This is a genomic window from Erwinia sp. E602 (assembly GCF_018141005.1).
In the GTDB taxonomy this organism is placed as follows: domain Bacteria; phylum Pseudomonadota; class Gammaproteobacteria; order Enterobacterales; family Enterobacteriaceae; genus Erwinia.
In genome coordinates this window covers 1,447,059-1,473,292 of the sequence record NZ_CP046582.1, presented here as the reverse complement: position 1 = coordinate 1,473,292, position 26,234 = coordinate 1,447,059, and the positions used below count along the sequence as shown (strand labels likewise).

The following is a 26,234-nucleotide window of genomic DNA, read 5'->3' as shown; positions in this document are numbered from 1 at the left end:
GAGTAATAAAATGAGCAATCAGAGTATTCACCAGCGTCGTCTGGATGCCACACCGCGTGGCGTCGGCGTATTATGTGATTTCTTCGCCGTGAGAGCCGAAAATGCCACCCTGTGGGACCAGCAGGGGCGAGAGTACACCGACTTCGCCGCCGGAATTGCAGTACTGAATACCGGTCATCGCCATCCCAGAGTCGTGAGCGCTATCCGCGAGCAGCTGGAGTGCTTTACCCATACGGCTTTCCAGATCGTTCCCTATGAAAATTACATAACCCTGGCGGAAAAGCTGAATCAGTGCGTGCCAGTCGCTGGCCGCAGCAAAACCACCCTGTTCTCCACCGGGGCGGAAGCCGTTGAGAACGCGGTGAAGATCGCCCGCGCGGCAACCGGTCGCCCCGGGGTGATCGCCTTCAGCGGTGCCTTTCACGGCCGCACGCTGCTGACCATGGGCCTGACCGGTAAGGTCACGCCGTACAAAACCGGCTTTGGCCCCTTCCCGGGGTCGGTGTTCCACGCCCGCTATCCCAACGCACTGCACGGCGTCAGCGTGGATGATGCGCTGGAGAGCCTGGAAACCCTGTTCAAATGCGATATCAGCCCGCAACAGGTGGCCGCCATCATCTATGAACCGATTCAGGGCGAAGGCGGCTTCAATATCGCCCCGGCGGAATTTGTCAGCGCGCTGCGCAGGCTGTGCGACCAGCACGGCATCGTGATGATCGCCGATGAGGTACAGAGCGGTTTTGCCCGCACCGGCCGGCTGTTCGCCAGCGATTATTACCCTGAGGCCAGACCCGACCTGGTGACCATGGCCAAAAGCCTCGGCGGCGGCCTGCCGATCTCGGCGGTCAGCGGCCGTGCCGACCTGATGGACGCCCCGTTGCCGGGCGGGCTGGGCGGCACCTACGCCGGTAATCCGCTGGCGGTAGCGGCAGCGCTGGCGGTGCTGGAGGTGATAGAGGAGCAGCAGCTGTGCGAACGGGCGCTAAGGCTGGGAGAGGCGCTGGTGGCCACGCTGAGCGACTCTCGTCATCCGGCGCTGGTGGAGATCCGCGCGTTAGGTTCGATGGTCGCAGCCGAATTTATCGATCCACTCAGCGGCAAACCCGCAACAGATATCGCGCAGGCCATACAGCGCCGCGCGCTGGAGCAGGGGCTGATCCTGCTGACCTGTGGCGTGCACGGCAACGTGATCCGCTTCCTCTATCCGCTGACCATCCCGGATGCCCAGTTCAGCCGCGCGCTGACGTTACTGACGACCTTATTACGCGCATGAAATTCACCCCGGCGGGGAAAGGCAACATTGAGGCAGGAGAGTTTAACGGCGAGCTGGCGCGGGGAGAAGATGCGTCACTCCCTGGCCGGGTAAATCAGAGCGGAAGCAATAACGGGTTGTTGATGGCAGAGGGACCGGCGCATACCGCAGCGGCGTGCGCCGGTTAGAGGTTACTCGCCGGAGCCTGAGCGCCCCGGTTCACCATTACGCGTCATCCACAGCGACAGCGCCTTCAGCGAGTCGTCGGTGAACTCATCGCAGCGCTGGGTGATCTCTTCCGGGGTCATCCAGATGATCTCATCCACCTCTTCTTCCTGCATGGCGAACGGCCCGTGGGAGACGCAGCTGAACAGCCCGCCCCATACGCGACAGTGGGCGTTTTCGAAGTAGAACAGGCCGTGCTCGGCAAACGGCACTGCGGCGATGCCCAGCTCCTCTTCCGCCTCACGGCGGGCGGATTCAAGCATGCCTTCACCGCTCTGCACCACGCCACCGGCGGTGGCATCGAGCATGCCCGGCATAAAGTCTTTCGTTTCGGTGCGGCGCTGCACCAGAATTTTGCCCATGCCGTCGTGCACGACGATATACGTTGCGCGATGGCGCAAACACTGTGCCCGCATCTGCACACGGCTGGACTGTGCGATGACCTCGTTATGTTCATCAACGATGTCGACCCATTCCGTGCCCTGATCTTGCTCCACCATCCGAAACCCTTTTAGTTCTGGCGCCCGGCGCGCCGTTTGTGTGTTGTGCCGCGCGGTGCTGCGCGAGGCGCCTAAATTAATGTTTAACGCAGGCTGACGCAATCATCAATTTGTGCTCAATCCGCCTCAGGCCGGTTTTGATGATTCCGCCAGCCACAGCTGCACCGACGCACGCTGCCACTGGAAGTGCGCATAGTCGGCGATATGCGCCGGCAGCGGGTCGCCGTGCAGCGCCAGGCGGTTAAGCATCACCGCCAGATCGGTATCGGCAATTGACCATTCGCCAAACAGATTCTGCTGGCCTGCGGGGAGCAGACGCTCAACGGCGGCAATCAGTTTAGCGGCCGCCTGCTGCCCGGCGGCGTCCAGCGGGGCAAAGCGCTCGCCGGCAAACAGTACCTCGGTCGGGCGCTGCTGGCGGATCGGCATAAAGTCGCTGCGCAGCCAGGCCTGGATTTCTCGCGCTTTGGCACGTTTTTCCGCGTTGCGTGGATAGAGGCGCTCAAACTCCGGTGCCGGAAAACGCTCTTCGAGATATTCGCTGATGGCGGAAGATTCGGACAGCTGAAAGTCGTCCACCTGCAGCGTCGGCACCCGCTGCGTCAGAGAAAGCCGGCCATAGTCCGCCCCGTGATGTTCCTGCGCGGCCAGATCGACCCGCTTCAGCGCGAACGGAATGCCTTTTTCACTCAGGGAGACGTACACCGACATCACATACGGACTGAAAAAACTGGCGTCTGACCATAGGGTAATCGTTGGGTAACTCATCCGTGCATCCTCTGACGTTCAGCAATGGGAACCCTTTGTTTATCTGGTTTTTATGCCGAAGGCAACACCCTCGCCACGGCAGGTGAACAAATAATCTGCGCACGGCATTTGCCGTGCGCGCCATCACACGTCATCGGCAAATCCTGACCTATGCTAGAAGCAGACTGAAAGCAAAAAGGATCATCGCTATGCACATTCTTATTACCGGCGGCACCGGGCTGGTGGGCCGTCCACTGGTGTTACGCCTGCTGCAACGGGGTTATCAGGTCAGCGTGGTCACCCGTGACGTGGCGGCCGCGCGCGCGAAGCTGGGCGAACAGGTCAGCCTGTGGTCCGGCCTCGATCAGCAGCAGCATCTCAACGGCATTGACGCGGTGATCAACCTTGCGGGCGAGCCGATCGCCGCCAGACGCTGGAGCGAGGCGCAGAAAACCCGCCTGTGCCAGAGCCGGTGGCAGATAACCCAACGGCTGGCGGAGCTGATTGCCGCCAGCAGCGCGCCGCCGGCGGTGCTGATTTCCGGCTCGGCCAGCGGCTTTTACGGCAATACCGGCGAGCTGGTAGTCACCGAGGACGACCCGGGCCACAGCGAGTTTACCCATCAGCTGTGCGCTCGCTGGGAACAGCTGGCGCTGCAGGCGCAGAGCGATCGCACCCGCGTCTGTCTGCTGCGCACCGGCGTGGTCCTCAGCCCCGACGGTGGCGCGCTGGAAAAAATGCAGCTGCCGTTTAAGCTCGGCATCGGCGGGCCGCTGGGCAATGGCAAGCAGTATATGCCGTGGATCCATATTGAGGATATGCTGGCCGGCATTCTCTGGCTGCTCGATCACGCAACGCTACAGGGACCGTTTAACCTTGTGGCACCCTACGCGGTGCGCAATGAACAGTTCGCCGCGGCATTAGGCAAGGCGATGCACCGCCCGGCGTTTATGCGTACCCCGGCCACCGCGATCCGGCTGATGATGGGCGAATCCGCGGTGCTGGTGCTCGGCGGGCAGCATCTGCTGCCACAGCGGCTGGAAGCTTCCGGCTTCAGGTTCCGCTGGTACGATCTGGATAAGGCGCTGGAAAATGTGGTCTGACCACCGCTACAGTGCGTTATCCGTGCCCAAAAAACGGGGGTCTTATCGTTCGGCTTATCATCGCGGCGGCGGCGCAATCGGCAAGGCAGCCGGTAGATGCGGCGGCTGCCGCTCCGTTGCCTGAGATGCTGACCGCCGGTGACCGAGTTATCGCGCACGCTCAGCCATAGATCAGCCATAGAGTCGTCAGAGAGTCAGGCTTCAAGGAAAGCCATCCCCCCCAGCAGCAGACGTGCCTGAGCCCGCTCTTCCGGGCTGGCACCTTTATCGGTCACCTCCTGCATCAGGCAGGCATCCGGGTCCGGTAGCGCCAGCGGACGCTGGCAGCCGGCGTGTTGATACCACTCAAATGACCAGCGCTGGCTTTTGCGCTGGTAGTAAATAGTCAGCCAGCTGCTGCAGTGCGCCGGATAGCCGCTGCAGACTTCAATCTTTGGGTCAAACAGTTCACTTGCGGCACGCAACAGCAGCAGAATGCTGCCGCCGTACCCATTGGCCAGTGTTAAAATGGTATGCATTCCGTCCCTCGAAGGCAGTGGGTAACGTATGGGGTGGTGCCCGCAGGCAGGCGTACTAAGGCTTAAAATAAATATAGCCTTAACCCTTAACTTTACATCGTCAAACGCTAAAAAAAATGCTGCGCCCGGCGGGGATAATTTCCGTATGAAATTTTTGTTAAGCCGCATGCTACCCGGTTTAAATCCGCTACGCTTAGCTGTAGTGTGAAGTCGCCTGAGAGGCAACGCACGTGCAGCGTAGTAAGCAGACTTAACCAGCAGTATCTGACTCATGATAATGGATGGGGTACGCATGACGGAAAGTGAAAAACGTTTACGTGAACAACGGATCCGGTTAACCGAAACCGAGCGTCGTTATCGCAGTGCCTGCAAATTACGCACCACCACCTCGAGAGAGCTCGCCGAAATGCTTTGCGAGCTTGAACGGCTGAAAGCAGAGTTTTTACCAGGGGTAGCAGCCCAGTCAACTTCTACCGCTGCGCACTAAATTAACCTAACGCAGCCGGTATTTTCTGAAGCCTGGTAGAAGCTACCAGGCTTATTACGCAACGTTCAGATCCTGACGTCATATCTGCATAAGGTATGAATACATGATGCTTTAAACGAGAACACCTTACTACGTTTTATCCTGCCGATCGCCGCGGGCGCGTTCATGCTGATCCGATGGCTGACGGGCTGGCACTGTGAAGCCAACGCTGTCCGCCTGCTGCATCTTCGCGAACCACACCGCGCCTTCACGGGATAGCGTTCCCGGCTGGTGAAACGCCTTCAGCCAGCTGCGCGCGGCGCTGATGGCAATCAGCCGCTCGTCGCTCGGCTCATTTTCCGCCATCACCTGTAACTCTGTCAGTAACGTCCCCAGCGTAATTTCCTCCCTGTTGAAGATAAGACTGACGGCCGCTTCACCAATAATAACGTGCCCTTTCTCTTCATCAGAAATAATCAACATTAACCTCCCGTAGTGAATAAATATATTTTACTACGCCTTCATTATAGCATTTAAGAATTACCTCCCCTGATAACGGGATTATTCCTGGACTATTTCAGAGAGAGGTAAAAACGATGGAACAAATTAAATCGACGATATTTATTAATATTAACCCGTTGAATCAACAACATGGGCTATTTACTCACGCGGGTTAAGGGGGCATTTTTCGGCCCGGTGCGGGCATCAGGACGAGAGGCTGGGGCGGTAAGGGCGTGCCGCGGGCGGCAGACCGGCATAAATCGGAGGGCTGAAACGCCAGGGAGCCGCCCCCTGGCGTGTGACGTAATTACTTCAGCGCGCCGGAAAGGAACTGCTGCAGGCGCGGGCTTTTCGGACTGTTGAACAGCTCGTCGGGCGCCCCCTGCTCTTCAATTTTTCCCTGGTGCAGGAAGATCACGTGGCTGGAGACGTGACGGGCAAATTCCATCTCGTGGGTGACCACCACCATGGTTTTGCCCTCTTCCGCCAGCTTCTGCATGATGCGCAACACCTCACCGACCAGCTCCGGATCCAGCGCCGAGGTCGGTTCATCAAACAGCAGCACTTCAGGCTCCATCGCCAGCGCGCGGGCGATGGAGACGCGCTGCTGCTGGCCGCCGGAGAGGTGCACCGGATACTTGCCGCGCCCGCGTTCGTCGATGCCGACCTTATCAAGGTAGCGGATGGCGCGTTCGCGCGCTTCGGCTTTGCTCAGGCCCAGCACCTGAACCGGCGCTTCCATGACGTTTTCCAGCACCGTCATATGGCTCCACAGGTTGAAGTGCTGGAACACCATGGTCAGGCGGGTGCGCAGCGAACGCAGCTGCTCTTTATCCGCCACCTTTAGCTGGCCGTCGGTATCCCGTACCAGGTTGATGTTTTCATTATTGACCGCGATCGCCCCTTCGCTGGGTTTTTCCAGGAAGTTAATGCAGCGCAGGAAGGTACTTTTACCGGAACCGGACGAACCGATAATGCTGATTACGTCGCCGGCGTTGGCCTGCAGCGACACGCCCTTCAGCACTTCATGTTCACCGTAACGTTTGTGCAGCTCGGTGACGCTTAATTTATTTTCAGCCATCGTGTTTCTCAGTGGGACGAGGAAGGTTTAACGTGCGCCAGCCAGCGTTTTTCCGCTTTGCGGAACAGACTAATCAACACATATGAAATTACTAAATAGAGCAGGCCTGCCAGGCCGAAGGCGATAAACGGCTGGTAGGTAGCCGAGTTAATATCGCGGGCAATCTTCAGCAGGTCCGGCACCGTAGCGGTAAACGCCAGCGCCGTAGAGTGCAGCATCAGGATCACTTCATTGCTGTAAGCCGGCAGCGCGGTGCGCAGCGCCGAAGGCATAATAATGCAACGGTAGAGTTTAAAGGTCGAGAAACCGTAGGCGCGCGCCGCTTCAATTTCGCCGTGCGGGACGGAACGAATGGCACCGGCAAAGATTTCGGTGGTGTAAGCGCAGGTGTTCAGCGTCAACGCCAGCAGCGTACAGTTAAGTCCGCTGCGGAAGAAGGCGTTCAACAACTCGCTGCCTTTCACCACTTCCAGCGTGTAAAAGCCGGAGTAAAACACCAGCAGCTGCACGTAGAGCGGCGTACCGCGGAATACGTAGGTAAACAGCCACACCGGGAAACGCACCGCTTTGAACGGCGAAACGCGGGCGACAGAGAGCAGCACCGCCATGCAGCCGCCCAGCACCACCGAGACCACCAGCAACCACAGGGTAATCGCCACGCCGGTCAGGCGATAGCCGTCGGTCCACAGCAGGGCCTTCCAGTACTCCTGAATAATATCAATCATAAATCAGCCCTTTTGACGCCCACCGAATAACGGCGCTCCAGCCACCACAACACGCCGTTCGACAGCGTGGTGAAAATCAGATAAATAACCCCGGCGACGATGGCAAAGTAGAACGGCTGCCAGGTGGTTTTACCGGCCAGCTGCGTGGCTTTAACCACATCTTCCAGACCAAGCAGCGAAACCAGCGCGGTGGCTTTCAGGATCACCTGCCAGTTATTGCCGATCCCCGGCAGCGCGAAGCGCATCATGCCAGGAAACAGAATACGGCGGAAAGTTTGTGCAGAGGTAAAACCAAAGGCGGTAGCAGCTTCAATCTGCCCTCTCGGCACCGCCATGTACGCGCCGCGGAAGGTTTCGGTAAAGTACGCCCCGTAGATAAAGCCCAGTGTGATAATACCGGCCACCATCGGGTCGATATCGAACTGGTTCAGGCCCAGCAGGTCGGTCAGCTGATTGAGCGCAATCTGCAGGCCGTAAAAGATCAGCAGCATCAGTACCAGGTCCGGTACGCCGCGAATGAGCGTGGTGTAGCCTTCAAATATGCCCGCCAGCAGGCGGCTGTTGGAGAGTTTGGCCCCGGCGCCAATCAGTCCGAGTATAACGGCGAACAGTACCGAGCTGAGGGCCAGCTCCAGGGTCACCATCGCGCCTTTAAAAATGACTTCAGAGTAGCCATAAAGCATAAGCAATATCCTGTCGTAATCTTTTCATCGTGTAACTGCACCCCGGACGCGCCGGGGTGCCAGACAGGTTTTACTTAACCGCCATATACATCAAAATCAAAGTATTTTTTCGCAATCTTGTCGTAGGTACCATCTTTGCGCAGCTCATCGAACGCTTTGTCGATGGCGGCTTTCAGCGCGGTATCATCTTTACGCATACCGATACCGGTCCCGATGCCAAAGATCTTATCATCTTTTACCGCCGGGCCTGCAAAGGCGTAATCTTTACCGGCAGGCTGCTTGAGGAAGCCTTCGCTGGCCGCCACTTCATCCTGGAATGCGGCATCGATACGCCCGGCGGTCAGATCCTGATACACCAGGTCCTGGTTAGCATACGGCGTTACTGTCACGCCGTGCTGGCGCCAGTTGTCGTTGGCGTAGGTTTCCTGAGTGGTGCCCTGCAGCAGGCCGATGGTTTTGCCTTTCAGCGCCTCCAGCGTTGGCAGCACTTTGGAACCTTTTGGCGCAATCAGACGTGAATTGGCGGCATACAGTTTCTCAGAGAAGGCGATCTCCTGCAGGCGCTTTTCGGTGATCGACAGTGAAGAGATCACCGCATCCACTTTCTTCGCCTTCAGTGACGGGATCAGCGCATCAAAATCACTCTCAACGAAGGTACATTTGGTCTCCATCCGTTTACAGATTTCATTAGCCAGATCGATATCAAATCCGATCAGCTGCCCCTGTGCGTTCTTCATTTCAAACGGCGCGTAGGTCGGGTCGGTGCCGATACGCAACGTTTTCGGGCCGGCGGCAAATGCGCTACCCGCGGCGGTGATTGACAGTAACAGGGAGAGAGCCAGGACCTGCTTTTTCATAAAAACCCCTCAGTTTTTTTATTATGGTCGTGATGTTGTTGCGCAGGTTGATCTGCAGGTTCCATGCCAGTGTAACGGCAATGCCTGCTTTTTATTGCGCGGTGGGCAAGATAGCGTAATTGCCCGGTTTGCAGAAGGATTTATAGCAGGTTTATGATCCGTTCGCGGCAAGAATGTTGCACGATGGTGCATCCTTTGCACAAAATGCGATTCAGCATCAACATTTGCACTAAAAGCGCGCACTCAGGCAAACTTATGCACCCTGCCAGCGCGTAAACAGCTCCTGATCCAGCTCAATATTAAACTGATCGAGTACGCGATTGACGGTCTGATCGACGATGTCCATCACGCTGGCCGGTCGGTGATAAAACGCCGGTACCGGCGGCATAATAATCGCGCCCAGCTCGGCGGCGGCGGTCATTAGCCGCAGGTGGCCGAGGTGCAACGGGGTTTCACGCACGCACAGCACCAGCGGGCGACGCTCTTTAAGCACCACGTCGGCGGCGCGGGTCAGCAGGCCGTCGCTGTAGCTGTTAACGATGCCGGAGAGGGTTTTGATAGAGCACGGCAGAATGGCCATGCCGTCGGTTTTAAATGAACCGGAGGAGATACTGGCGGCAATATCACGCACGTCGTGCACCACGTCGGCCAGCGCCTGCACCTCGCGCAGGCTGACGTCGCTTTCCAGCGCCAGCGTCTGCCGGGCGGCGTTGCTGACGATCAGGTGGGTTTCCACGTCACTAACCTGCTGCAGTACCTGCAGGGTGCGGATGCCATAAATCACGCCGCTGGCACCTGAAAGTCCAATAATGATTCTTTTCATCATCTCTCTTTAAAAAAAATGGGCCGGAATTGCTCCCGGCCCATCTTACCTGCTTACACAGCGCGGCGCTTAGCCTTCGTTGTGAATTTCCAGGTTTTCCGCTTCGTTCTGCCGCGCCACGGCTTTGGCATCGTCATTGCGCAGCGACTGCAGGTACTCGAGGTACTGCTGGTCAACGTCTTTAGTGACGTAGATGCCGTTGAACACCGAGCATTCAAACTGGGTGATATCCGGGTTCTCTTCACGCACCGCTTCAATCAGGTCATCCAGATCCTGGAAAATCAGCGCGTCGGCACCGATCAGCTGGCGGATCTCTTCGACTTCACGACCGTGGGCGATCAGCTCGGTGGCGCTTGGCATATCAATGCCGTACACGTTCGGGAAACGAATTTCCGGTGCCGCAGAGGCGAGATAGACTTTTTTCGCCCCGGCTTCGCGTGCCATCTCAATGATCTGCTCGGAGGTGGTCCCGCGCACGATGGAGTCATCCACCAGCAGTACGTTCTTACCGCGGAACTCGGCACGGTTAGCGTTCAGCTTGCGGCGAACCGCGCTGCGGCGCAGGTGTTGGCCCGGCATGATAAAGGTACGGCCGACGTAGCGGTTTTTCACGAAGCCCTGACGGTAAGGCTTGTCCAGGATCCGTGCCATCTCCAGCGCGATATCGCAGGAGGTTTCCGGAATCGGGATCACCACGTCAATATCCAGATCTTCCCACTCGCGGGCGATCTTGGCACCCAGCTTGGTGCCCATGCGCACGCGGGCGCTGTAGACGGAAATTTTGTCGAGGAACGAGTCCGGGCGCGCAAAGTAGACGTACTCGAACAGGCACGGATGAACCTTCGGGTTCTCAGCGCACTGGCGGGTATACAGCTGGCCTTTTTCGGTGACGTAAACCCCTTCACCTGGCGCCACGTCACGCAGGAACTCAAAGCCCAGCGTATCCAGCGCCACGCTCTCAGAAGCCACCATGTATTCAATACGGCCATCGGCCAGCGGACGTTTGCCAATCACCAGCGGACGGATGCCGTTCGGGTCGCGGAACGCCACCAGGCCGTGGCCGATGATCATCGCCACGCAGGCATAGGCTCCGCGCACTTTCTTATGCACCGCGGCAATCGCGGCAAAGATGTTGTCCGCTTCCAGCGGATAGTGGCGGAACTGGTCCACTTCCTGCGCAAAGATATTGAGCAGAATTTCAGAATCTGACGTGGTGTTCACGTGACGGCGGCCGGTTTCGAACAGGCCTTTACGCAGTTCGTGAGCGTTGGTCAGGTTACCGTTGTGGGCAAGCGTGATCCCGTAAGGGGAGTTCACATAGAAGGGCTGGGCTTCGGAAGCGCTGGAGCTGCCTGCCGTTGGGTAACGCACGTGGCCGATACCCATATTGCCCTGCATACGCTGCATATGGCGGGCTTCAAAAACATCGCTGACCAGGCCGTTGGCCTTACGCAGACGGAAGCAATTTAACGCATCGATGGTGACGATGCCGGCGGCATCCTGCCCACGATGCTGCAGCACCGTTAACGCGTCATAAATCGACTGGTTGACCGGCGCAAAACCGGCGATCCCGACAATACCGCACATAATGACTTTTCCTCATGGCCGAACCCCGGTGCAATTACCGGGGCAAAAAACTCGACGAGCTTTTCAGGTAGTCAAAAAACCACCCGATGATGTAACTGAACTGAGGGATAAGCTTAGACTGTTGCCAGTCCGGGCTCTTAGCAAATCCGGTGAACGTATCGAGGAAAAACAGCATCGCGGCCACAATCAGCACGCCACGCAGCGCCCCAAAACAGACTCCCAGTACCCTGTCGGTACCCGACAGGCCGGTTTTTTCCACCAGCGAACCAATTACATAGTTAACGATCGCCCCGACAATCAGCGTGGCAACGAATAACACTGCAATGGCGATGCCGTTACGCACCAGTTCGTCTTCAAATCCGGTAAACCAGACGGCAAGAAAGGAGTAGTAATGACTGGCGACAAAGAATGCGCACCCCCAGGTGACGAGCGAAAGTGCTTCCCGTACAAACCCGCGGATCAGGCTGACCAGAGCCGAAAAACTGACGACCGCAATAATGACGTTATCTATCCAGACCATGAACGCTTCCAGTAATTACCCCTGGTATCCAGTTCGGGGCGAATTCTAACAGAAAAAGAAAACGTTTGCGTAGGCTTTTGCAGGGACGATTCAAATAATCATTGCCGTTGAAAAAACCAGCAAAAATCGCCCCGGTGCCGGCCTGAACACCCAAACGCAATCCGTTGATTTGCATTACATCCTAACGCCAGCGCCCGGAACAGCAGCGGGCTGTTCCGGGCGCAAGCAGGTTTTACCTGTTGATAGTATCGCTGCCGCCGTTCAGCGGCAGCCGGCGGATCACCGCGCGCTGTAGGGTTTAACCACCCCGCCCAGCCCGGAGATCCCCTGCAGTTCCCCCACCGCCGCCTGCATTTTGGCTTTCGAGGCATCAGGCCCGACAAAGATGCGGGTAATCTGCCCCTGCACCGGCGTGGCCGGAACGGTATAAGCGCGGTAGCCGGAGAGCCGCAGCTTAGCGACGATCTCATCCACCCTGGCCGCGTTCTTCAGTGCGCCCAGCTGCACCACCCAGGCCTGACCGGCTGGCGCGCTCTCGGCCGGTTTGCTTTCCGGCGCGGGCTGCGTTTGCGCCGGCGTTTCCACCGTCTTCGGCTGCTCAACCACTTTCGGCGCTTCTACCGGCTTCGGTTTTTCCACCGGCTTTGGCTTCTCAACCGGTTTCGGTTTCTCAACCGGCTTCGGCTGGGTCACCACCTTCGGTTTTTCGACAACTTTCGGCGTGTTCACCGGCTGCTGGACCGGCGGTGGGGAGACCAGCGTCGGCTGGTTGCCGGCCTGCGGCGTGGTTGAGCCGCTGTCCGCCTGTGAATTGTTACCGTTGTCACGTCCGACTACCGCCGACCCGGCGCCTTCCGGCGGCTGGGCGGGCAGCGACTGGGTAACCGGCGGCACCAGATCGGTCTCCTGCTGGTCTTCCGGCTTCGGCACCAGCGGAATGGCAGCAAACTCCTCTTTATAGTGCTTCTTTTTACCGTCGAGCAGCCCGGGCAGAACGATCACCCCGACGGCGACGATAATGATGGTGCCGACTAAACGGTTTTGAAACTTACTCGCCACTGCCGTTCTCCGTTGCCATCCATTCCATAACCGGTGCCACGGTGTGGAAAGAACCACACACCAGCACCACGTCCCGTTCACCGGCATGAGCCAGCGCCTGCTGATACGCCGCCAGCACCGAGCCAGACGCCTGCGCGCCCGGCAGATGCGCCATCAGCTGTTCCGCGCTTGCCCCGCGCGGCCCGTCGAGCGGCGCGCAGTACCAGTGGTCAACCTGCGGGCTGAGGCACGCCAGGGTTCCGGCAATATCTTTATCGTGCAGCATCCCGACCACCGCGTGCACCTTACCGTCACCCGGCAGTTCGGCCAGCCGGCTGGCCAGGTACGCGGCCGCGTGCGGATTGTGCGCCACGTCGAGGATCACCCGTGGCGACTGCGCCACGGTCTGGAAGCGGCCGGGCAGCAGCGCCTGATGCAGGGAAGCGCGCACCACGGCATCCTCCACCGCCAGCCCGGAGGCTCGCAGCGCCGCCAGTGCGGTGGCCGCATTTGGCAACGGCACCTGCGGCATGGGCAGCCCGATCAGGCTGCCCTGCGCGTCGGTAAATGACCAGCTGTCGCCGTCCGCGCGATATGACCAGTCGCGGCCCAGCTGATGCAGGTCCGCGCCCAGCTGCTGCGCCACCTCAGCAATGCTGTGCGGCATATCCGGTTCACCGACGATGGCCGGCTTACCGCCGCGAAATACCCCGGCTTTTTCCCGCCCGATGCTTCCGCGGTCCGGCCCCAGCCAGTCTACGTGATCGAGGGCGATGCTGGTAATGGCCGCCACGTCAGCGTCGACGATATTGGTAGCGTCCAGCCGCCCGCCCAGCCCGACTTCGAGGATCGCCACGTCAACCTGCGCCTGCTTAAACAGCCACAGCGCCGACAGCGTGCCGTACTCAAAATAGGTCAGAGAAGTGTCGCCGCGCCCGGCTTCAATCGCCGCAAAGGAGGCCGTATGGGCCGATTCAGCCAGCTCAGCGCCCTGGATGCGTACCCGTTCGGTGTAGCGGATCAGGTGCGGGGAGCTGTAGACGCCGACGCGATAGCCGGCGGCCATCAGCACGGTTTCCAGGGTGCGGCAGGTGGTGCCCTTGCCGTTAGTACCGGCAACGGTAAACACCACCGGGGCGGGTTTCAGCAGATCGAGCGTGGTGGCAACACGACGCACACGCTCCAGACCCATCTCGATTGCCTGAGAGTGTAAATGCTCAAGATAATAAAGCCACGTGGCAAGAGGCGACGTGGCTTGAGGAAGAGTGTCCATGTATCCCGTTCACCGCGTTTCGGTTCATTGGTAAAAGGGATCGCCAGGCGATCCCTTTCTCATCATCGGTCAGGCCTCGGGGCTCTGCGGGGCAGCGGGGGCTTCAGCAACGATATCTTCCTGCGGCGCAGGCAGGTTCATCATCTTCGCCAGCACGCTGGCCAGCTTAAAGCGCATCACCGGACGGCGGACGATCATATCGATCGCACCCTTCTCGATCAGGAACTCACTGCGCTGGAAGCCCGGCGGCAGCTTTTCACGCACCGTCTGCTCGATTACGCGCGGGCCGGCAAAGCCGATCAGCGCTTTCGGTTCAGCGATATTCAGATCGCCGAGCATCGCGAAGCTGGCGGATACGCCGCCCATGGTCGGGTCGGTCAGCACCGAGATATACGGCAGGCCGCGCGCCTGCATCTTAGCCAGCGCGGCGCTGGTTTTCGCCATCTGCATCAGCGACATCAGCGCTTCCTGCATACGCGCACCGCCGGAGGCAGAGAAGCAGATCATCGGGCAGCCGTCTTCCAGCGCCTGCTCAACCGCACGTACGAAACGTGCGCCAACCACCGAGCCCATTGAGCCACCCATAAAGGAGAACTCAAACGCGGCAGCCACTACCGGCATGCCGTGCAGGGTGCCTTTCATCACGATCAGCGCGTCGGTTTCGTCGGTCTCTTTCTGCGCCGCGGTCAGACGATCTTTGTATTTTTTGGAATCCCGGAATTTCAGCAGATCTTTCGGTTCCAGCTCGCTGCCCAGTTCAACCAGTGAACCTTCATCCAGCACGCTGTGTAAGCGGGCGCGACCATGCATACGCATGTGGTGGTCGCATTTCGGGCAGACTTCCAGATTGCGCTCCAGCTCGGCGCGGTACAGGACCTGTCCGCAGCTGTCACACTTGGTCCACACCCCTTCAGGAATGCTCGCTTTACGCGATGGGGTAGCGGTGCTTTTACTGAGAATTCGCTCAATCCAGCTCATTGATGACCTTTCTGTTTGAACCTGGTGCCCCGTTGGGGTTAGCCAGTTTTTTCTTTTTTTGTGCTGTCACTCATGCGCGCAGCACAAACCATAAATTGTCGCTCATTAAACCATAACCGCCGGAGACTGTGGATAAAAATCTGGTCACCGACGGCTGGTCTGAGACGTCCGCTTAGCGCTGTGGCTGTTTTCGCGCCGCGCGGCGGTGACGCCACACTTCAATTACGCCTGGCAGAATCGACAGCAGGATAATTGCCACAATCAACAGCTTAAGGTTCTCCTGTACCGCGGGCATATTGCCAAACCAGTAGCCCGCATAGGTAAAGAGCAGCACCCACAGCAACCCGCCCGAGACGTTGTACAGGGAAAAATGACGCCAGGACATTTTGCCCATTCCGGCCACAAAGGGCGCGAAAGTACGCACGATCGGCACGAAGCGCGCAAGAATAATCGTTTTCCCGCCGTGGCGCTCGTAAAAAGCGTGGGTTTTATCAAGATAGCTGCGGCGGAAGATCTTCGAACCGGGATTACTGAACAGTTTCTCACCGAACAGCCGCCCGATAGTGTAGTTCACCGCGTCGCCGAGGATCGCCGCCGCCACCATCAGCGCAACCATGGTGTGCACGTCGAGGTCATTGGTCGGCAGCGCCGCCAGCGCGCCGGCGACAAACAGCAGGGAATCCCCCGGCAGGAACGGCGTGACCACCAGCCCGGTTTCACAGAACAGGATCAGGAACAGAATGGCGTAGATCCAGAGACCATACTGCGCCACCAGTTCGGCGAGATGCACGTCGATATGTAAAATGAAGTCGATAACAAAACGAATCAGATCCATTCGGGCGTCCTTTATTACATCAGTCGAAGGTTAATCGGCAAGGAACAGCGGCCCCATCGGCGGGCGCGGTAAGTCAAAGTGCTCGGGGTAATCCACCGCAACCAGATACAGCCCCTCGGCGCGGGCGGTAGCGGCGGCCAGCGTGCGGTCTTTGGCCGCCAGCAAATCCGCCATCCAGGTTTCAGGCTGGTTACCGCAGCCGACCTGCATCAGGCTACCGACGATATTGCGCACCATATGGTGCACAAAGGCGTTAGCCTTGATATCGACCACCACGTACGAACCGTGGCGGCTGACGTTCAGGTGCATCACGTAGCGCATCGGCGTGCGCGACTGGCACTGCACCGCGCGAAACGAGGTGAAATCCTGTTCACCGAGCAGGCACTGCCCGGCGCGCTGCATCTTTTCCACGTCCAGCGGGTGATAAAAGTGGGTGATGCCGCCGCCGAGGATCGCCGGGCGCAGCCGCTCGTTGTAAATCACGTAGCGGTAGCGCCGCGCCGTGGCGCTGAAGCGGGCGTGGAAGGTATCCGGCACCGCCTTGACCCAGCGCACGGCAACGTCCGCCGGCAGGTGGGTGTTGGCACCCAGCGTCCAGGCGGCATCCTTACGCCGCGCGGTGGTCTCAAAATGCACCACCTGGCCGGTGCCGTGGACGCCGGCGTCGGTGCGCCCGGCGCAGAAGACCACGATCGGCTGATCGGCTACCTGCGACAGCGCCTTCTCCAGGTGCTCCTGCACGCTGCCCACCTCATTCTGACGCTGCCAGCCGTAATAACGGCTGCCGTCATACTCGATACCCAACGCCATTCTTAACACCGGCTGTGGCGCACTGCTGTCAGACATCAGTAAAAATACTCCTGCACCAGCCGTTCAGCGGTTTTCACCGCCATCAGCGCGCCGCCGAAGCGCACGTTGTCGGCCACCGACCAGAACTGCAGCAGCTCAGGGATGCCGTAGTCGTTGCGCACCGCACCGATGCTAAGATGCGCGCTGCCGGAGGCGTCGCCCACCGGGGTCGGGAAATCATCTTCGCCGGTAAGGTTGATATCTTCCCACTGCGCCAGCGCGTCGCGGGCTTCGTCAGCCGACATCGGGCGCAGGTTTTCCACCTGCACCAGCTGCGCGTTACCGTAGAACACCGGCGCCTGCACGCTGCTGACCGAAATCGGCAGGCCTTCATCCTGCAGCACCTTACGCACCTGCTCTACCAGGGAGCGTTCCTGCGCCACGCTGCCTTCGGCGTCCGCCAGCAGCGGCAGCAGGTTGAACGCCAGCTGGCGGCCAAAGTAGCCTGCTTCCGCCGGCAGGCCGTTCAGCAGCCGGGCGCTCTCGCCGGCCAGCGAATCAACCGCGACTTTGCCCCGTGCCGACACCGCCAGCAGGTTAGTCACCTGCAGACGGCCCAGCCCGGCGTTATCAATCAGCGGTTTAATCGCACACAGCAGCTGGCTGGTCAGCGCATCCGCCACGGTAACGATATTGCGGTTGCGGTAGTCGGCCAGCACCTGCGGGTTAACGTCCGGCACCACCAGCGGCACGTCCGGCTCAAGCGCATACAGGTCGCTGCTGTCGATCACCAGGCAACCGGCGCTGGCCGCGTCTTCCGCGTAGCGCGCCGAGGCTTCACGCCCGGCGGCGAAGAACGCCAGCTGCACCTGCGACCAGTCAAATTCTGCCGCATCGGTGACCCGCAGCGATTTCCCCTCATAACGCAGCACTTCACCGGCGCTGCGTTCGCTTGCCAGTGCATACAGCTCACCAACCGGGAACTGGCGTTCCGCCAGTATTTCCAGTACAGCTCCCCCTACTGCGCCTGTTGCGCCCAGTAGCGCGATATTCCAGCCGTCAGACATGTTGGTTTACTCCCGACCTTGACATAAAAAAGAGAGGCGGTGCTGTCACCGCCCAAAGATTCAGATTTTTCCCGCACCGCGCCCGGCTTAACACTGTACGACAGAGACGCCAGTCCGCCGGGGGGCCTCGCCGTCGCCGGTTACGGATTACTGCAGGATGGCGTTAAAGCCCAGTTTCACCAGCAGTGCGGCGGTGGACGCGTTATCGCACACCACCTGCAGCGACGACCACTCGCGCCGCTCCTGATAATTCTTGCGCAGGCGGTCAAACTCGCCCGGGATCGCCGCCACCCGGCGCAGCGGCGCATCGTCGCGGCGCACATCATACACCAGATGCACCAGACGTTTCAGCGTTGGCTGATCCAGCTCGCCGCTGAGGGTAATAGTGCCGAATTCGGCCGGCGGCAGCAGGGTGTCCAGCGGCACCTGCTGCGGCTGGCCGATAAACTGGCTCCACGCCTCGAACACCTGGGTGGTGCCGCGCGCCTTGCCTTCCAGGGTGTAGCCGGCGATGTGCGCGGTGCCGATATCCACCTTCTCCAGCAGCGGCACCGACAGGTCCGGCTCCGGCTCCCACACGTCCAGCACCACGCTCAGATCGTCACGATCGTCCAGCACCTGCAGCAGCGCGGCGTTATCCACCACCTCACCGCGGCAGGCGTTAATCAGAATGGTGCCCGGCTTCAGCGCCCGCAGCAGCGCCTCGTCGGCCAGGTGCAGGGTCTGATACGGCCCCTCTCTGAACAGCGGCGTGTGGAAGGTCAGCACGTCGGCTGCGGCCACCAGGTCGGCCAGCGGCAGGATGTCGCCGGCGTCACCGCGATCGGCACGCGGCGGATCGCACAGCAGCGTACGAATGCCCAGCGCCTCCAGCCGCGCCTGCAGGCGGCTGCCGACGTTACCGACGCCGACGATGCCCACGGTACGATCGGTTAAGCGGAAGCCGTCGCGCTCGGCCAGCAGCAGCAGCGCGGAGAAGACGTACTCCACTACCGCAATGGCGTTACAGCCCGGCGCCGCCGAGAAGGCGATCCCCTGCTCGCCAAGATACGCCTCGTCGATATGGTCGGTGCCCGCGGTGGCGGTGCCGACGAACCTGACCGGTTTGCCGGCCAGCAGCGCGGCGTTAACCTGGGTCACCGAGCGCACCATCAGGCCATCGGCATCTTCCAGTTCAGCCTGCGGCACCGGGCGGCCGGGCACGGCGACGACGTTACCGGTGCGGCTGAAGAGCTCGCGCGCGTAAGGCATATTTTCATCAACGAGGATTTTCACAATCGGTTTCCAGTTCGGGGGAGCGTGAGGGGCGTTATTCTGCCATAAAGCGCCGCCACGGACACCTGCGACCGCAGCGGGCGACAAAACATTACATGCAGTGCACGGTAGTGCTCCGGCACATTACATGCGCGCGCGGTAGCGCTCCGGCGTGGTGCCGGACTGCTGCTGGAACATGACGATCAGCGCCGACGCGGAGCTGTAGCCCAGCGCCAGCGCCACCTCCTGCACGCTGAGATTCTGTTCCAGCAGCGACACCGCGTGCAGAAAGCGCAGCCGCTGACGCCACTCGCTGAAGCTGAGCCCCAGCAGCGCCTGGCAGCGGCGCGACAGCGTGCGTTCGGTGGTATAGACCCGCGCCGCCCACTGCGCCAGGGTAGTATTATCGGCGGGGTTGCGCTCCAGCGCCTGCAGGATCGGTGCCAGCTGCCGGTCCTGGCAGCTGGGCAGATAGCTGGCTTCAATTTCCGCCTGGCGCAGCCGATCCAGCAGTACCTCGCACAGGCGCTGGTCCTCAGCCGTGTGCGGCACCTGCAGCTGACGGTCAGCAACGTCATCCATAATCGCCTGCACCACCGGCCCCACCCGCAGCAGGCAGGCGCGGGTCGGGAACCCCTGGCAGCGATCGGCGGCAATATTCAGCGTGCGGAAGTGGGCCTGCTTATGGTTATAGCTGGCGTGGGTCGTGCCCGGCGGGATCCAGATCGGGATACCGGCCGGGGTCAGCAGCCGCTCGCCGGCCACCTGCATCTCCAGCACGTTGCACCTGACGAAGATTGCCTGCCCCCAGGCGTGGCTGTGCGGCAGATATTCGGTCTGCGCGTTCGCCTGTTCATAGCGGAAGAACAGCGGCTCACCGGCCTCCTGCGGGGGAATATAGGTCAGTTGCTGAATCATCTTGTCTGCTCTGAATGAAGAGTTGTCTGATTATCGTTATCCGTTTCAATTGAGACAGCATTACACTGCTCAGCATTCTTTGCAACTTTGAGACCCGTTATGAACTTCCTTTTTCCGCTGCTGGCCGTCCTGATCTGGTCGGTTAACGCCGTGGTCAGCAAAATGTCGGCCAGCGCCATCGACCCCGCCGCCATCTCCTTCTACCGCTGGCTGATCGCCCTGCTGGTGCTGACCCCGTTCGCCCTGCCCGGCGTCTGGCGTAACCGCCGGCAGATTGCGCAGGTGTGGTGGAAACTGCTGGTGCTCGGCCTGCTGGGCATGGTGCTCTATCAGAGCCTCGCCTACTACGCCGCGCACAGCGTCAGCGCACTGTTTATGGGCATTCTTAATGCGCTGATCCCGCTGCTGACGGTGCTGCTCAGCGTGGTGCTGCTGCGGCTGGCCCCGACGCTGGGGATCCTGCTCGGCAGCCTGGTCTCTTTTGCCGGCCTGGTGTGGCTGGTCAGCCAGGGCAACCCCGCTCAGCTGCTGAGCCACGGCCTGGGCCACGGCGAGCTGATGATGTTTGCCGCCTCTGCCTCCTATGCGCTGTATGGCGTGCTGACCAAACGCTGGGCGCTGAACCTGCCAAACTGGCAGAGCCTGTGGGTGCAGATCCTGTTCGGCGTGCTGCTGCTGACGCCGGGCTTCCTGCTGGCGCCGGACGTCAGTCTCAACGCGCACAACCTGCCGCTGGTACTGTTTGCCGCCATTCCGGCCTCGGTGCTGGCACCGTTTCTGTGGATCCAGGGCGTGATGCGACTCGGAGCCAGCACCGCCAGCATCTTTATGAACCTGGTGCCGATCTTCACCGCGGTGATTGCCATCCTGTTCCTGCAGGAGTCGCTGCATCTGTATCACTTTATCGGCGGCGGCCTGACGCTGGCCGGGGTGGTGATGGCCCAGCGCCTGCGCACTGCGCTGCGCTGGCGGAAAAATCAGCCCGCCGCGGCAGCACCCTCATCCGACGTTGAATAATCTCTGGCCGCCGCTAACCTGAGCAGCGGCCGGCAGCGGACCCAGCCGATCGGCACCGCTGCTAACAACCTCCGTCTGGCCGGGGCGGCCCGCTCTGTATGCGCCTCTCCGGGCCAGGGCAGGCTGGCCATCTTTTTGCCCGTTTGCATCACGGTAAACGCCCACTTAATACCTTCTCCTGCCAGTAAATCCCCCCCACCTTACCCTTTTTCACGATATTTCCTCCTGCATGCCAGCCAGGTAAAAATTGATAACATCGCATTAATCGATTATTTGGCTGTTTTGCTATTTACCATTTTTCACGCTGATTTAAGATTGATCTCATAGAGCCTTAAATAAATACTCAGGTTCTATTCACATCGACAATCAATAATTCAGGCAAGATTAAAAGGAACTTACCTATGAGAACTTCGCTATTCCGCGCGTCGTTAGTCACCGCATCACTGCTGTCCACTCTTTCTGTCAGCGCCTATGATGGTGTTCTGACCTTTAAAGGTGAAATTACTAATACCACCTGCAAAATAAGTGTCAATGGTAACGGCAGTACCACCGAAATCACCTTCCCGCCAATCTCTGTCACCGCGCTGCCTGCGGCTGGCTCAGTAGCGAATGCCCAGCCGATTGTGATGCAACTCAGCGAGTGCCAGAACGCAACTGAAAATACCCGTGCGCTGTTTGAGAGCGTCAGTTCGGACCCGGTCACCGGCAACCTGGTCAATATCGGTACGGCCAGAAACGTCCAGGTACAGCTGCTTGACCAGGATCGGCAAAAAATCGCCGTCAATGATCCATCACAGAATCAGGGGCCTTCGTTCAAAATTAAAGACAATGCAGCGACGCTGAAATATTTCGCGCAATACTTCGCGGTGGATAAAGTCGTGGGCGGGAACGTCTATTCCCAGGTTAATTATTCAATCAATTATTTCTGACGCTTACGTCATTTACTGCAGTATAAAGTAAATCACTCCAGGGACAGTGGCTATGTTAAGGCTGAAAAGGATTTCATGGCGTACGTTCGGCCTGCTGCTGCTGCAGCTGCTGCCGGTGGCAGCTGCAGCCAACGTACTGGTCAACGGCACGCGGGTGATTTATCCGCAGAACCAGCGCGAGGTCGGCGTACAGCTGAATAACGACAGCAATCTGCCGGCGCTGGTACAGGCGTGGATCGACAAAGGCGATCCGGAACAGGACCTGAGTAAAATCAACGCGCCTTTTGTGCTGCTGCCGCCGGTTTTCCGCATGGAGCCGCACACCGGTCAGACGCTGCGTTTGACCTGGACCGGGGACGCTCTGCCACCCGATCGCGAGTCGGTGTTCTGGCTGAACGTGCTGGATATCCCGCCCAAAAATGCCGCGCTGGCGGGGACCAATACGTTGCAAATGGCGATCCGCACGCGCATTAAAATTTTCTTTCGCCCGTCCGGCCTGACGGCAGAGGGTGCCGCCTCGGCGGCCAGGCAATTGCACTGGCAAACGGTCACGACGGCCCCCCGCGCCTTACGTCTGGACAATCCCTCCCCATACTTTATCAACCTGTCGCGCATGGTTATCAACATGCCGGGTAAAACGCTGACCAGCCTGAGCGGAGAGATGATCCCACCGCTGGGCAGCGCCACGGTGCGTATGGACCAGCCCGTCGGCAGGTTAATGAATCCGACGATTAGCTACCACATTATTAACGACTACGGCAGCGAAACGACGGTGGATATCAAACCGACCGCAGACCGGAAATGATGGCGGATGGATCGGTACCCTTACCGCCGGCGCCCGGTGCAGCATAACGATCGGCGTCAGCAGCGCGAGGCCGGGCAGCCACGCCTGCCGCTCGCCCTGCTGCTGCTAACCCTGCTGCCCGGCGCGGCGCGGCCCGCCACCGGCGGCGACGGCGAGGCGCACTTTGACCCCGGATTTTTATACAAGCTCTCCCAGCCGGTAGATCTCACGCTGTTCGAGCGCCCCTCCCCGCTGCCACCGGGCCACTACCATCTCGACCTGCGTGTTAACGGCCGCCCGTACGGCCAGGGAGAGATCACCGTTAAACGCACGGCGGCAGCGTCGACGATCTGCATCGAAAAAGCGCTGCTGGGAATGCTGCCGGTAAAGCCACAGGGGATAAACAACGCCGCACTGCGGCAGCTTGACGATGAGGAGGAGTGCGTGACGCTGCCGCAGCTGATCCCGCAGTCGCGGATCCGCGCCGACCTCAGCCGTCTGCAGCTGCACATCAGCCTGCCGCAGGCGGTGCTGCAACACAGCGCCCGCGACAGCATCAGCCCGCTGCTGTGGGATGACGGCGTTAACGCGCTGCTGGCAGGCTACGACAGCAATTACTACGACTCACGCCAGGGCGGCACCCACTACCGGTCCTTTTACAGCGGCAACGAACTGGCGCTTAACCTCGGCGGCTTTCACTTTGCCCACCGCGGCACGCTCAGCTGGCAGCCGGAGCGCGGCAGCGACTACAACAGCCTGTTTAACGCTTTACAGCACGACGTCACCGCGCTGAACGCCCGGCTGACGCTGGGCGATGCCGATACCAGCGGCAACCTGTTTGACAGCTTCTCCTGGCGCGGCGTGTCACTGGCCAGCGACGAGTCGATGCTGCCCGACTCGCGCCGCGGCTACGCGCCGGTGATCCAGGGGGTGGCGCAGAGCAACGCGCACGTTAGCATCCGCCAGGGCAGCACGCTGCTGCTGGAGACCAGCGTGCCGCCCGGCCCGTTTCAGATCGACGATCTCTACCCTACCGGCTACGGCGGCGACATTGAGGTCACGGTCAGAGAGGCCGACGGACGCGAAAGCCGCTTCAGCGTGCCTTACGCTTCGCTGCCGCAACTGGTCAGGCCCGGTAACGGCCTGTTCAGCGTTACCGCAGGTACGCTGCGCAACCTGAACCATCCGGGAAGCCCGAAGGTGATTCAGGGCACGCTACAGTACGGCGTCAGTAATCTGCTCACCGCCTATGGCGGCCTGCTGACCAGCGAAGGCTACCGTTCGCTGCTGGCCGGCGGCGCGCTGGGCACGTCATTTGGTTCGATTTCGCTGGACACCACCACCGCGCAGACCCGCACCGGCGGGCGACTGCGTCAGGGGCAGCGCTACCGGCTCGCCTACAGCAAAGTCTTTATTAACAGCCAGACCACCCTCTCCGCCAGCGTTTCGCAGCTCTCATCGCCGGATTACCTCGACCTGAGCGACGCCGTCCAGTGGATATATCAGCAGAAACACCCTGTGCAGCCCGGTTTCGGCCAGCTGCGTCAGCCGCGCAGCCGCATGTCGCTCTCCCTGTCCCAGCGTCTGCCGCAGACGTGGGGGCAACTGAATGTGGCGCTGCTAACCCAGCGCCACTGGAGTAATGACGGCCAGGATCACCAGCTACAGGCCGGATACAGCAACGCGTTTGGCTCTCTCGCCTGGTCGCTCTCCGCCAGCCGGGTGCGCAGCCGCAGCGGCGAAGAGATGCTGTTCGCCCTGCGCATTGCGCTGCCGCTTGGTAACACCGCTCACTCGCCGTCGCTGAATATGAACCTCAGCCACGGCAATCAGGGCTCAGCCAGCCAGCTGGGGCTGAGCGGCTCACTGGACGAGCAGTTTCTCGACTACGATCTTGGGCTGAACCGCGATGAACAGCAGAGCAACAGCGCCAGCCTGACCACCAGCTGGCACCTGCCGGCCACCACGCTGGATAGCAGCATCAGCCTTGGCGGTCACAGCAGCGCGTGGTCAGCCGGACTGGGCGGCGGCGTGGCGCTGGTGCGCGACGGCCTGATCTTCAGCCCCTGGTACAGCGACACCATGGCGCTGGTGAGCGCGCCCGGTGCTACGGGGGCTGGCATCAGCGGCTATCCCGGAATAAAGCTGGACGGCAGCGGGCGGGCGCTGGTGCCCTGGCTGATGCCTTACCGGCGCAATGAGATCGCCATCGATCCACTGGGCCTGCCGCAGGACGTGGCGCTGCGCATCACCAGCCAAAAAACCGTGCCGCGTGCCGGTGCGCTGGTGCGGATGAACTTTGCCACCCGGATCGGCCAGCCGGTACTGATCCACGTAACCCGGCCTGACGGACAGGGTCTGCCATTCGGCGCACAAGTGAGTAATACGCGCGGCGATCCGCTTGGCAGAGTGACACAGGGCAACACTATTTACGTGCAACTTCCCCCCGGTCTCACCCACATGCGGGTGACCAGCGGTGAACAGCCTTTGTGCCAGATTGCCCTGCAACTCCCCGTAGCTATCGCCAAACCTGGCGGGATCCGCCAGCTCAACGCCGTCTGTCTTCCGATGACGGCTCGTTCCCTTCCGGACCCCAACGAGAAATCCTGATGAGCCTGCGCACGCTGTTGTCGCCCACCCTGTTTACCGTACTGCTGATCGCCAGCCTGCCGCCCTGTGCCGCGGCGCTCAACTGCGTCTCTGAGCAGGGGCAGAACCTGCCGCTCAACGCCCGCAGCGCCGGGCCGTTAAAAATCTCCGCTTCGCTGCCGGTCGGGCGGGAGGTGTTCCGCCAGCGCTATCCGTTGAGCGTCTGGTGCAGCATCAGCTCGCCGCAGTCGCAGGCAGAGAACCTGTGGCTGCATCGCCGTGACAGCAGCACCGCGCTCGGCAACGGCCTGACGCTGTTCACCACCCTTAACGGTGAACGCAGCAGCGAACCGGGCAGCGTCGACAGCGGGCTACGGGTCGACAACCACGCCGCTGCGGACGGGCAACCGTCGCAGCACTGGCAGCGGCTGACCTTCAGCGTCGAGGTCAGCATTGTGAAGACCGCGGAGACGCCGCCCGCCGCCGGGCGGGCGGCGCTGGTCAGCCCGCAGATCCCGCTGCTGGAGGTGGGGTCGCAACAGGGTGGGCAGCGGGTGACGCTCCTGCTGCAGGGGGCCGACCGCTGGCTGACCTTTGTGGCGCAAAGCTGCCGGGTGCGCGGTAACGCCGCCCTGACCGTCTCACTCGGCGGGGTCAGCCTGCGCGGCACCCGCGGCGTCGGTGCCACCAGCAGCGATAAACCCTTCCAGCTCAATCTGCTGTGCGACCGCGAGGTGGCGGGCAGCGTTGACGTGATGCTACAGCTGGACGGTGAGTCACCGGCGGGCGTCAGCGGCGCAGGGCTGGTGGCGCTGAGCGCGCAGCCGCTGGCCGCGCAGGGCGTGGCCTTGCAGATTCTGCACGGCGAGGGCCGTACCCCGCTGACGCTGGGGCAAGCCTGGCAGATTGCCCGCTATCCGCTGACCGGGGACGGCATCAGCGTACCGCTGATTGCCCGATACTATCAGTACGCCACCCACGTTAAGGCTGGAAAAGCGGATGCCACCCTCACATGGACGCTCAGCTATCGCTGATCGCCGGCGCAGGAAGCAGGAAGCAGAAGGCAGAAGGCAGAACGCAGAACGCAGAATGCAGAATGCAGAATGCAGAATGCAGAATGCAGAATGCAGAATGCAGAATGCAGAATGCAGAATGCAGGATGATAAGAAACAGAG

The 26,234-nt window shown here is 60.4% G+C and carries 29 protein-coding genes; 9 read left to right on the top strand and 20 right to left on the bottom strand.

Annotated elements, in window-relative coordinates; translation table 11 throughout:
- Positions 1 to 10 precede the first annotated feature (10 nt).
- On the top strand, positions 11 to 1,273 hold the full coding sequence (locus GKQ23_RS08215) for a 4-aminobutyrate--2-oxoglutarate transaminase (RefSeq protein ID WP_212410255.1): 1,263 nt from the start codon (positions 11 to 13) through the stop codon (positions 1,271 to 1,273).
- Entirely contained in the window at positions 1,270 to 1,440 is a 171-nt protein-coding gene (locus GKQ23_RS08210) for a hypothetical protein (RefSeq protein WP_212410254.1), read from the top strand. The genes GKQ23_RS08215 and GKQ23_RS08210 overlap by 4 nt, the downstream gene beginning before the upstream one ends.
- 3 nt (positions 1,441 to 1,443) lie before the next feature.
- On the opposite strand, the gene yfcD is transcribed toward GKQ23_RS08210, so the two are convergent.
- The gene (yfcD, locus tag GKQ23_RS08205) at positions 1,444 to 1,977 is read right to left on the bottom strand and encodes an NUDIX hydrolase YfcD (protein WP_056239470.1); all 534 of its coding nucleotides are present in this window, start codon (positions 1,975 to 1,977) and stop codon (positions 1,444 to 1,446) included.
- A gap of 126 nt (positions 1,978 to 2,103) precedes the next feature.
- Positions 2,104 to 2,745 carry a glutathione transferase gene (gene yfcF, locus GKQ23_RS08200; protein WP_056239467.1) on the bottom strand — a complete coding sequence of 214 codons (642 nt, stop codon included), beginning with the start codon at positions 2,743 to 2,745 and terminating at the stop codon, positions 2,104 to 2,106.
- A 188-nt stretch (positions 2,746 to 2,933) separates the two neighbouring features.
- Here yfcF and GKQ23_RS08195 point away from each other — a divergent pair, with 188 nt between their 5' ends.
- Entirely contained in the window at positions 2,934 to 3,827 is an 894-nt protein-coding gene (locus tag GKQ23_RS08195; RefSeq protein ID WP_056239462.1) for a TIGR01777 family oxidoreductase, read from the top strand.
- A gap of 194 nt (positions 3,828 to 4,021) precedes the next feature.
- Here GKQ23_RS08195 and GKQ23_RS08190 read toward each other — a convergent pair whose 3' ends face one another.
- Entirely contained in the window at positions 4,022 to 4,345 is a 324-nt protein-coding gene (locus tag GKQ23_RS08190) for a hypothetical protein (protein WP_056239460.1), read from the bottom strand.
- Between the two features lie 292 nt (positions 4,346 to 4,637).
- On the opposite strand from GKQ23_RS08190, the gene GKQ23_RS08185 reads away from it, so the two are divergent.
- A complete protein-coding gene (locus GKQ23_RS08185; protein WP_212410253.1) occupies positions 4,638 to 4,832 on the top strand; it encodes a hypothetical protein in 195 nt (64 codons plus the stop codon).
- Positions 4,833 to 4,961: 129 nt separating this feature from the next.
- On the opposite strand, the gene GKQ23_RS08180 is transcribed toward GKQ23_RS08185, so the two are convergent.
- The 17 genes from GKQ23_RS08180 to GKQ23_RS08100 all read right to left on the bottom strand — a co-directional run bounded on the left by GKQ23_RS08180 (position 4,962) and on the right by GKQ23_RS08100 (position 19,740).
- The gene (locus GKQ23_RS08180) at positions 4,962 to 5,294 is read right to left on the bottom strand and encodes a hypothetical protein (RefSeq protein ID WP_056239457.1); all 333 of its coding nucleotides are present in this window, start codon (positions 5,292 to 5,294) and stop codon (positions 4,962 to 4,964) included.
- A gap of 325 nt (positions 5,295 to 5,619) precedes the next feature.
- A complete protein-coding gene (hisP, locus tag GKQ23_RS08175; protein ID WP_056239454.1) occupies positions 5,620 to 6,393 on the bottom strand; it encodes a histidine ABC transporter ATP-binding protein HisP in 774 nt (257 codons plus the stop codon).
- Positions 6,394 to 6,401: 8 nt separating this feature from the next.
- Positions 6,402 to 7,118: an ABC transporter permease gene (locus GKQ23_RS08170; protein WP_212410252.1), complete on the bottom strand. Its 717-nt coding sequence runs from the start codon at positions 7,116 to 7,118 to the stop codon at positions 6,402 to 6,404.
- Positions 7,115 to 7,801 carry a histidine ABC transporter permease HisQ gene (locus tag GKQ23_RS08165; RefSeq protein ID WP_056239445.1) on the bottom strand — a complete coding sequence of 229 codons (687 nt, stop codon included), beginning with the start codon at positions 7,799 to 7,801 and terminating at the stop codon, positions 7,115 to 7,117. Before GKQ23_RS08165 ends, GKQ23_RS08170 begins: the two co-directional genes overlap by 4 nt.
- Before the next feature lie 74 nt (positions 7,802 to 7,875).
- The gene (gene argT, locus GKQ23_RS08160; RefSeq protein WP_056239442.1) at positions 7,876 to 8,658 is read right to left on the bottom strand and encodes a lysine/arginine/ornithine ABC transporter substrate-binding protein ArgT; all 783 of its coding nucleotides are present in this window, start codon (positions 8,656 to 8,658) and stop codon (positions 7,876 to 7,878) included.
- A 253-nt stretch (positions 8,659 to 8,911) separates the two neighbouring features.
- Positions 8,912 to 9,481 (bottom strand): UbiX family flavin prenyltransferase, encoded by a 570-nt coding sequence (locus tag GKQ23_RS08155; protein WP_212410251.1) that lies wholly within the window; start codon positions 9,479 to 9,481, stop codon positions 8,912 to 8,914.
- A gap of 69 nt (positions 9,482 to 9,550) precedes the next feature.
- Entirely contained in the window at positions 9,551 to 11,068 is a 1,518-nt protein-coding gene (gene purF, locus GKQ23_RS08150; RefSeq protein WP_056239437.1) for an amidophosphoribosyltransferase, read from the bottom strand.
- Between the two features lie 34 nt (positions 11,069 to 11,102).
- Positions 11,103 to 11,588: a colicin V production protein gene (gene cvpA, locus GKQ23_RS08145; protein WP_056239434.1), complete on the bottom strand. Its 486-nt coding sequence runs from the start codon at positions 11,586 to 11,588 to the stop codon at positions 11,103 to 11,105.
- Positions 11,572 to 11,763: a hypothetical protein gene (locus tag GKQ23_RS08140; protein WP_212410250.1), complete on the bottom strand. Its 192-nt coding sequence runs from the start codon at positions 11,761 to 11,763 to the stop codon at positions 11,572 to 11,574. Before GKQ23_RS08140 ends, cvpA begins: the two co-directional genes overlap by 17 nt.
- A 104-nt stretch (positions 11,764 to 11,867) precedes the next feature.
- Complete coding sequence (gene dedD / locus GKQ23_RS08135; protein WP_212410249.1) at positions 11,868 to 12,647, bottom strand: cell division protein DedD; 780 nt, start codon at positions 12,645 to 12,647, stop codon at positions 11,868 to 11,870.
- Complete coding sequence (gene folC / locus GKQ23_RS08130; RefSeq protein WP_212410248.1) at positions 12,637 to 13,899, bottom strand: bifunctional tetrahydrofolate synthase/dihydrofolate synthase; 1,263 nt, start codon at positions 13,897 to 13,899, stop codon at positions 12,637 to 12,639. The genes dedD and folC overlap by 11 nt, the downstream gene beginning before the upstream one ends.
- A gap of 69 nt (positions 13,900 to 13,968) precedes the next feature.
- Entirely contained in the window at positions 13,969 to 14,877 is a 909-nt protein-coding gene (gene accD, locus GKQ23_RS08125; protein ID WP_056239421.1) for an acetyl-CoA carboxylase, carboxyltransferase subunit beta, read from the bottom strand.
- 172 nt (positions 14,878 to 15,049) lie between these two features.
- A complete protein-coding gene (locus GKQ23_RS08120; RefSeq protein ID WP_212410247.1) occupies positions 15,050 to 15,712 on the bottom strand; it encodes a DedA family protein in 663 nt (220 codons plus the stop codon).
- A 30-nt stretch (positions 15,713 to 15,742) separates the two neighbouring features.
- Entirely contained in the window at positions 15,743 to 16,558 is an 816-nt protein-coding gene (gene truA / locus GKQ23_RS08115) for a tRNA pseudouridine(38-40) synthase TruA (protein WP_212410246.1), read from the bottom strand.
- Complete coding sequence (locus GKQ23_RS08110; RefSeq protein WP_212410245.1) at positions 16,558 to 17,568, bottom strand: aspartate-semialdehyde dehydrogenase; 1,011 nt, start codon at positions 17,566 to 17,568, stop codon at positions 16,558 to 16,560. Before GKQ23_RS08110 ends, truA begins: the two co-directional genes overlap by 1 nt.
- Before the next feature lie 147 nt (positions 17,569 to 17,715).
- Positions 17,716 to 18,843 (bottom strand): 4-phosphoerythronate dehydrogenase PdxB, encoded by a 1,128-nt coding sequence (gene pdxB / locus GKQ23_RS08105; protein WP_212410244.1) that lies wholly within the window; start codon positions 18,841 to 18,843, stop codon positions 17,716 to 17,718.
- A 123-nt stretch (positions 18,844 to 18,966) separates the two neighbouring features.
- Complete coding sequence (locus tag GKQ23_RS08100; protein WP_212410243.1) at positions 18,967 to 19,740, bottom strand: helix-turn-helix domain-containing protein; 774 nt, start codon at positions 19,738 to 19,740, stop codon at positions 18,967 to 18,969.
- 99 nt (positions 19,741 to 19,839) lie between these two features.
- On the opposite strand from GKQ23_RS08100, the gene GKQ23_RS08095 reads away from it, so the two are divergent.
- From GKQ23_RS08095 to GKQ23_RS08075, 5 genes are all read left to right on the top strand, one after another.
- Positions 19,840 to 20,757 carry a DMT family transporter gene (locus tag GKQ23_RS08095; RefSeq protein ID WP_212410242.1) on the top strand — a complete coding sequence of 306 codons (918 nt, stop codon included), beginning with the start codon at positions 19,840 to 19,842 and terminating at the stop codon, positions 20,755 to 20,757.
- Positions 20,758 to 21,158: 401 nt separating this feature from the next.
- On the top strand, positions 21,159 to 21,686 hold the full coding sequence (locus GKQ23_RS08090; protein ID WP_212410241.1) for a fimbrial protein: 528 nt from the start codon (positions 21,159 to 21,161) through the stop codon (positions 21,684 to 21,686).
- A gap of 52 nt (positions 21,687 to 21,738) precedes the next feature.
- Complete coding sequence (locus GKQ23_RS08085) at positions 21,739 to 22,491, top strand: molecular chaperone (protein WP_212410240.1); 753 nt, start codon at positions 21,739 to 21,741, stop codon at positions 22,489 to 22,491.
- Positions 22,492 to 22,497: 6 nt separating this feature from the next.
- Positions 22,498 to 25,080: a fimbria/pilus outer membrane usher protein gene (locus GKQ23_RS08080; protein ID WP_212410239.1), complete on the top strand. Its 2,583-nt coding sequence runs from the start codon at positions 22,498 to 22,500 to the stop codon at positions 25,078 to 25,080.
- Positions 25,080 to 26,093, top strand: a complete 1,014-nt coding sequence (locus tag GKQ23_RS08075) for a fimbrial protein (RefSeq protein WP_212410238.1) — start codon at positions 25,080 to 25,082, stop codon at positions 26,091 to 26,093. The genes GKQ23_RS08080 and GKQ23_RS08075 overlap by 1 nt, the downstream gene beginning before the upstream one ends.
- The last annotated feature ends 141 nt before the right edge of the window (positions 26,094 to 26,234 follow it).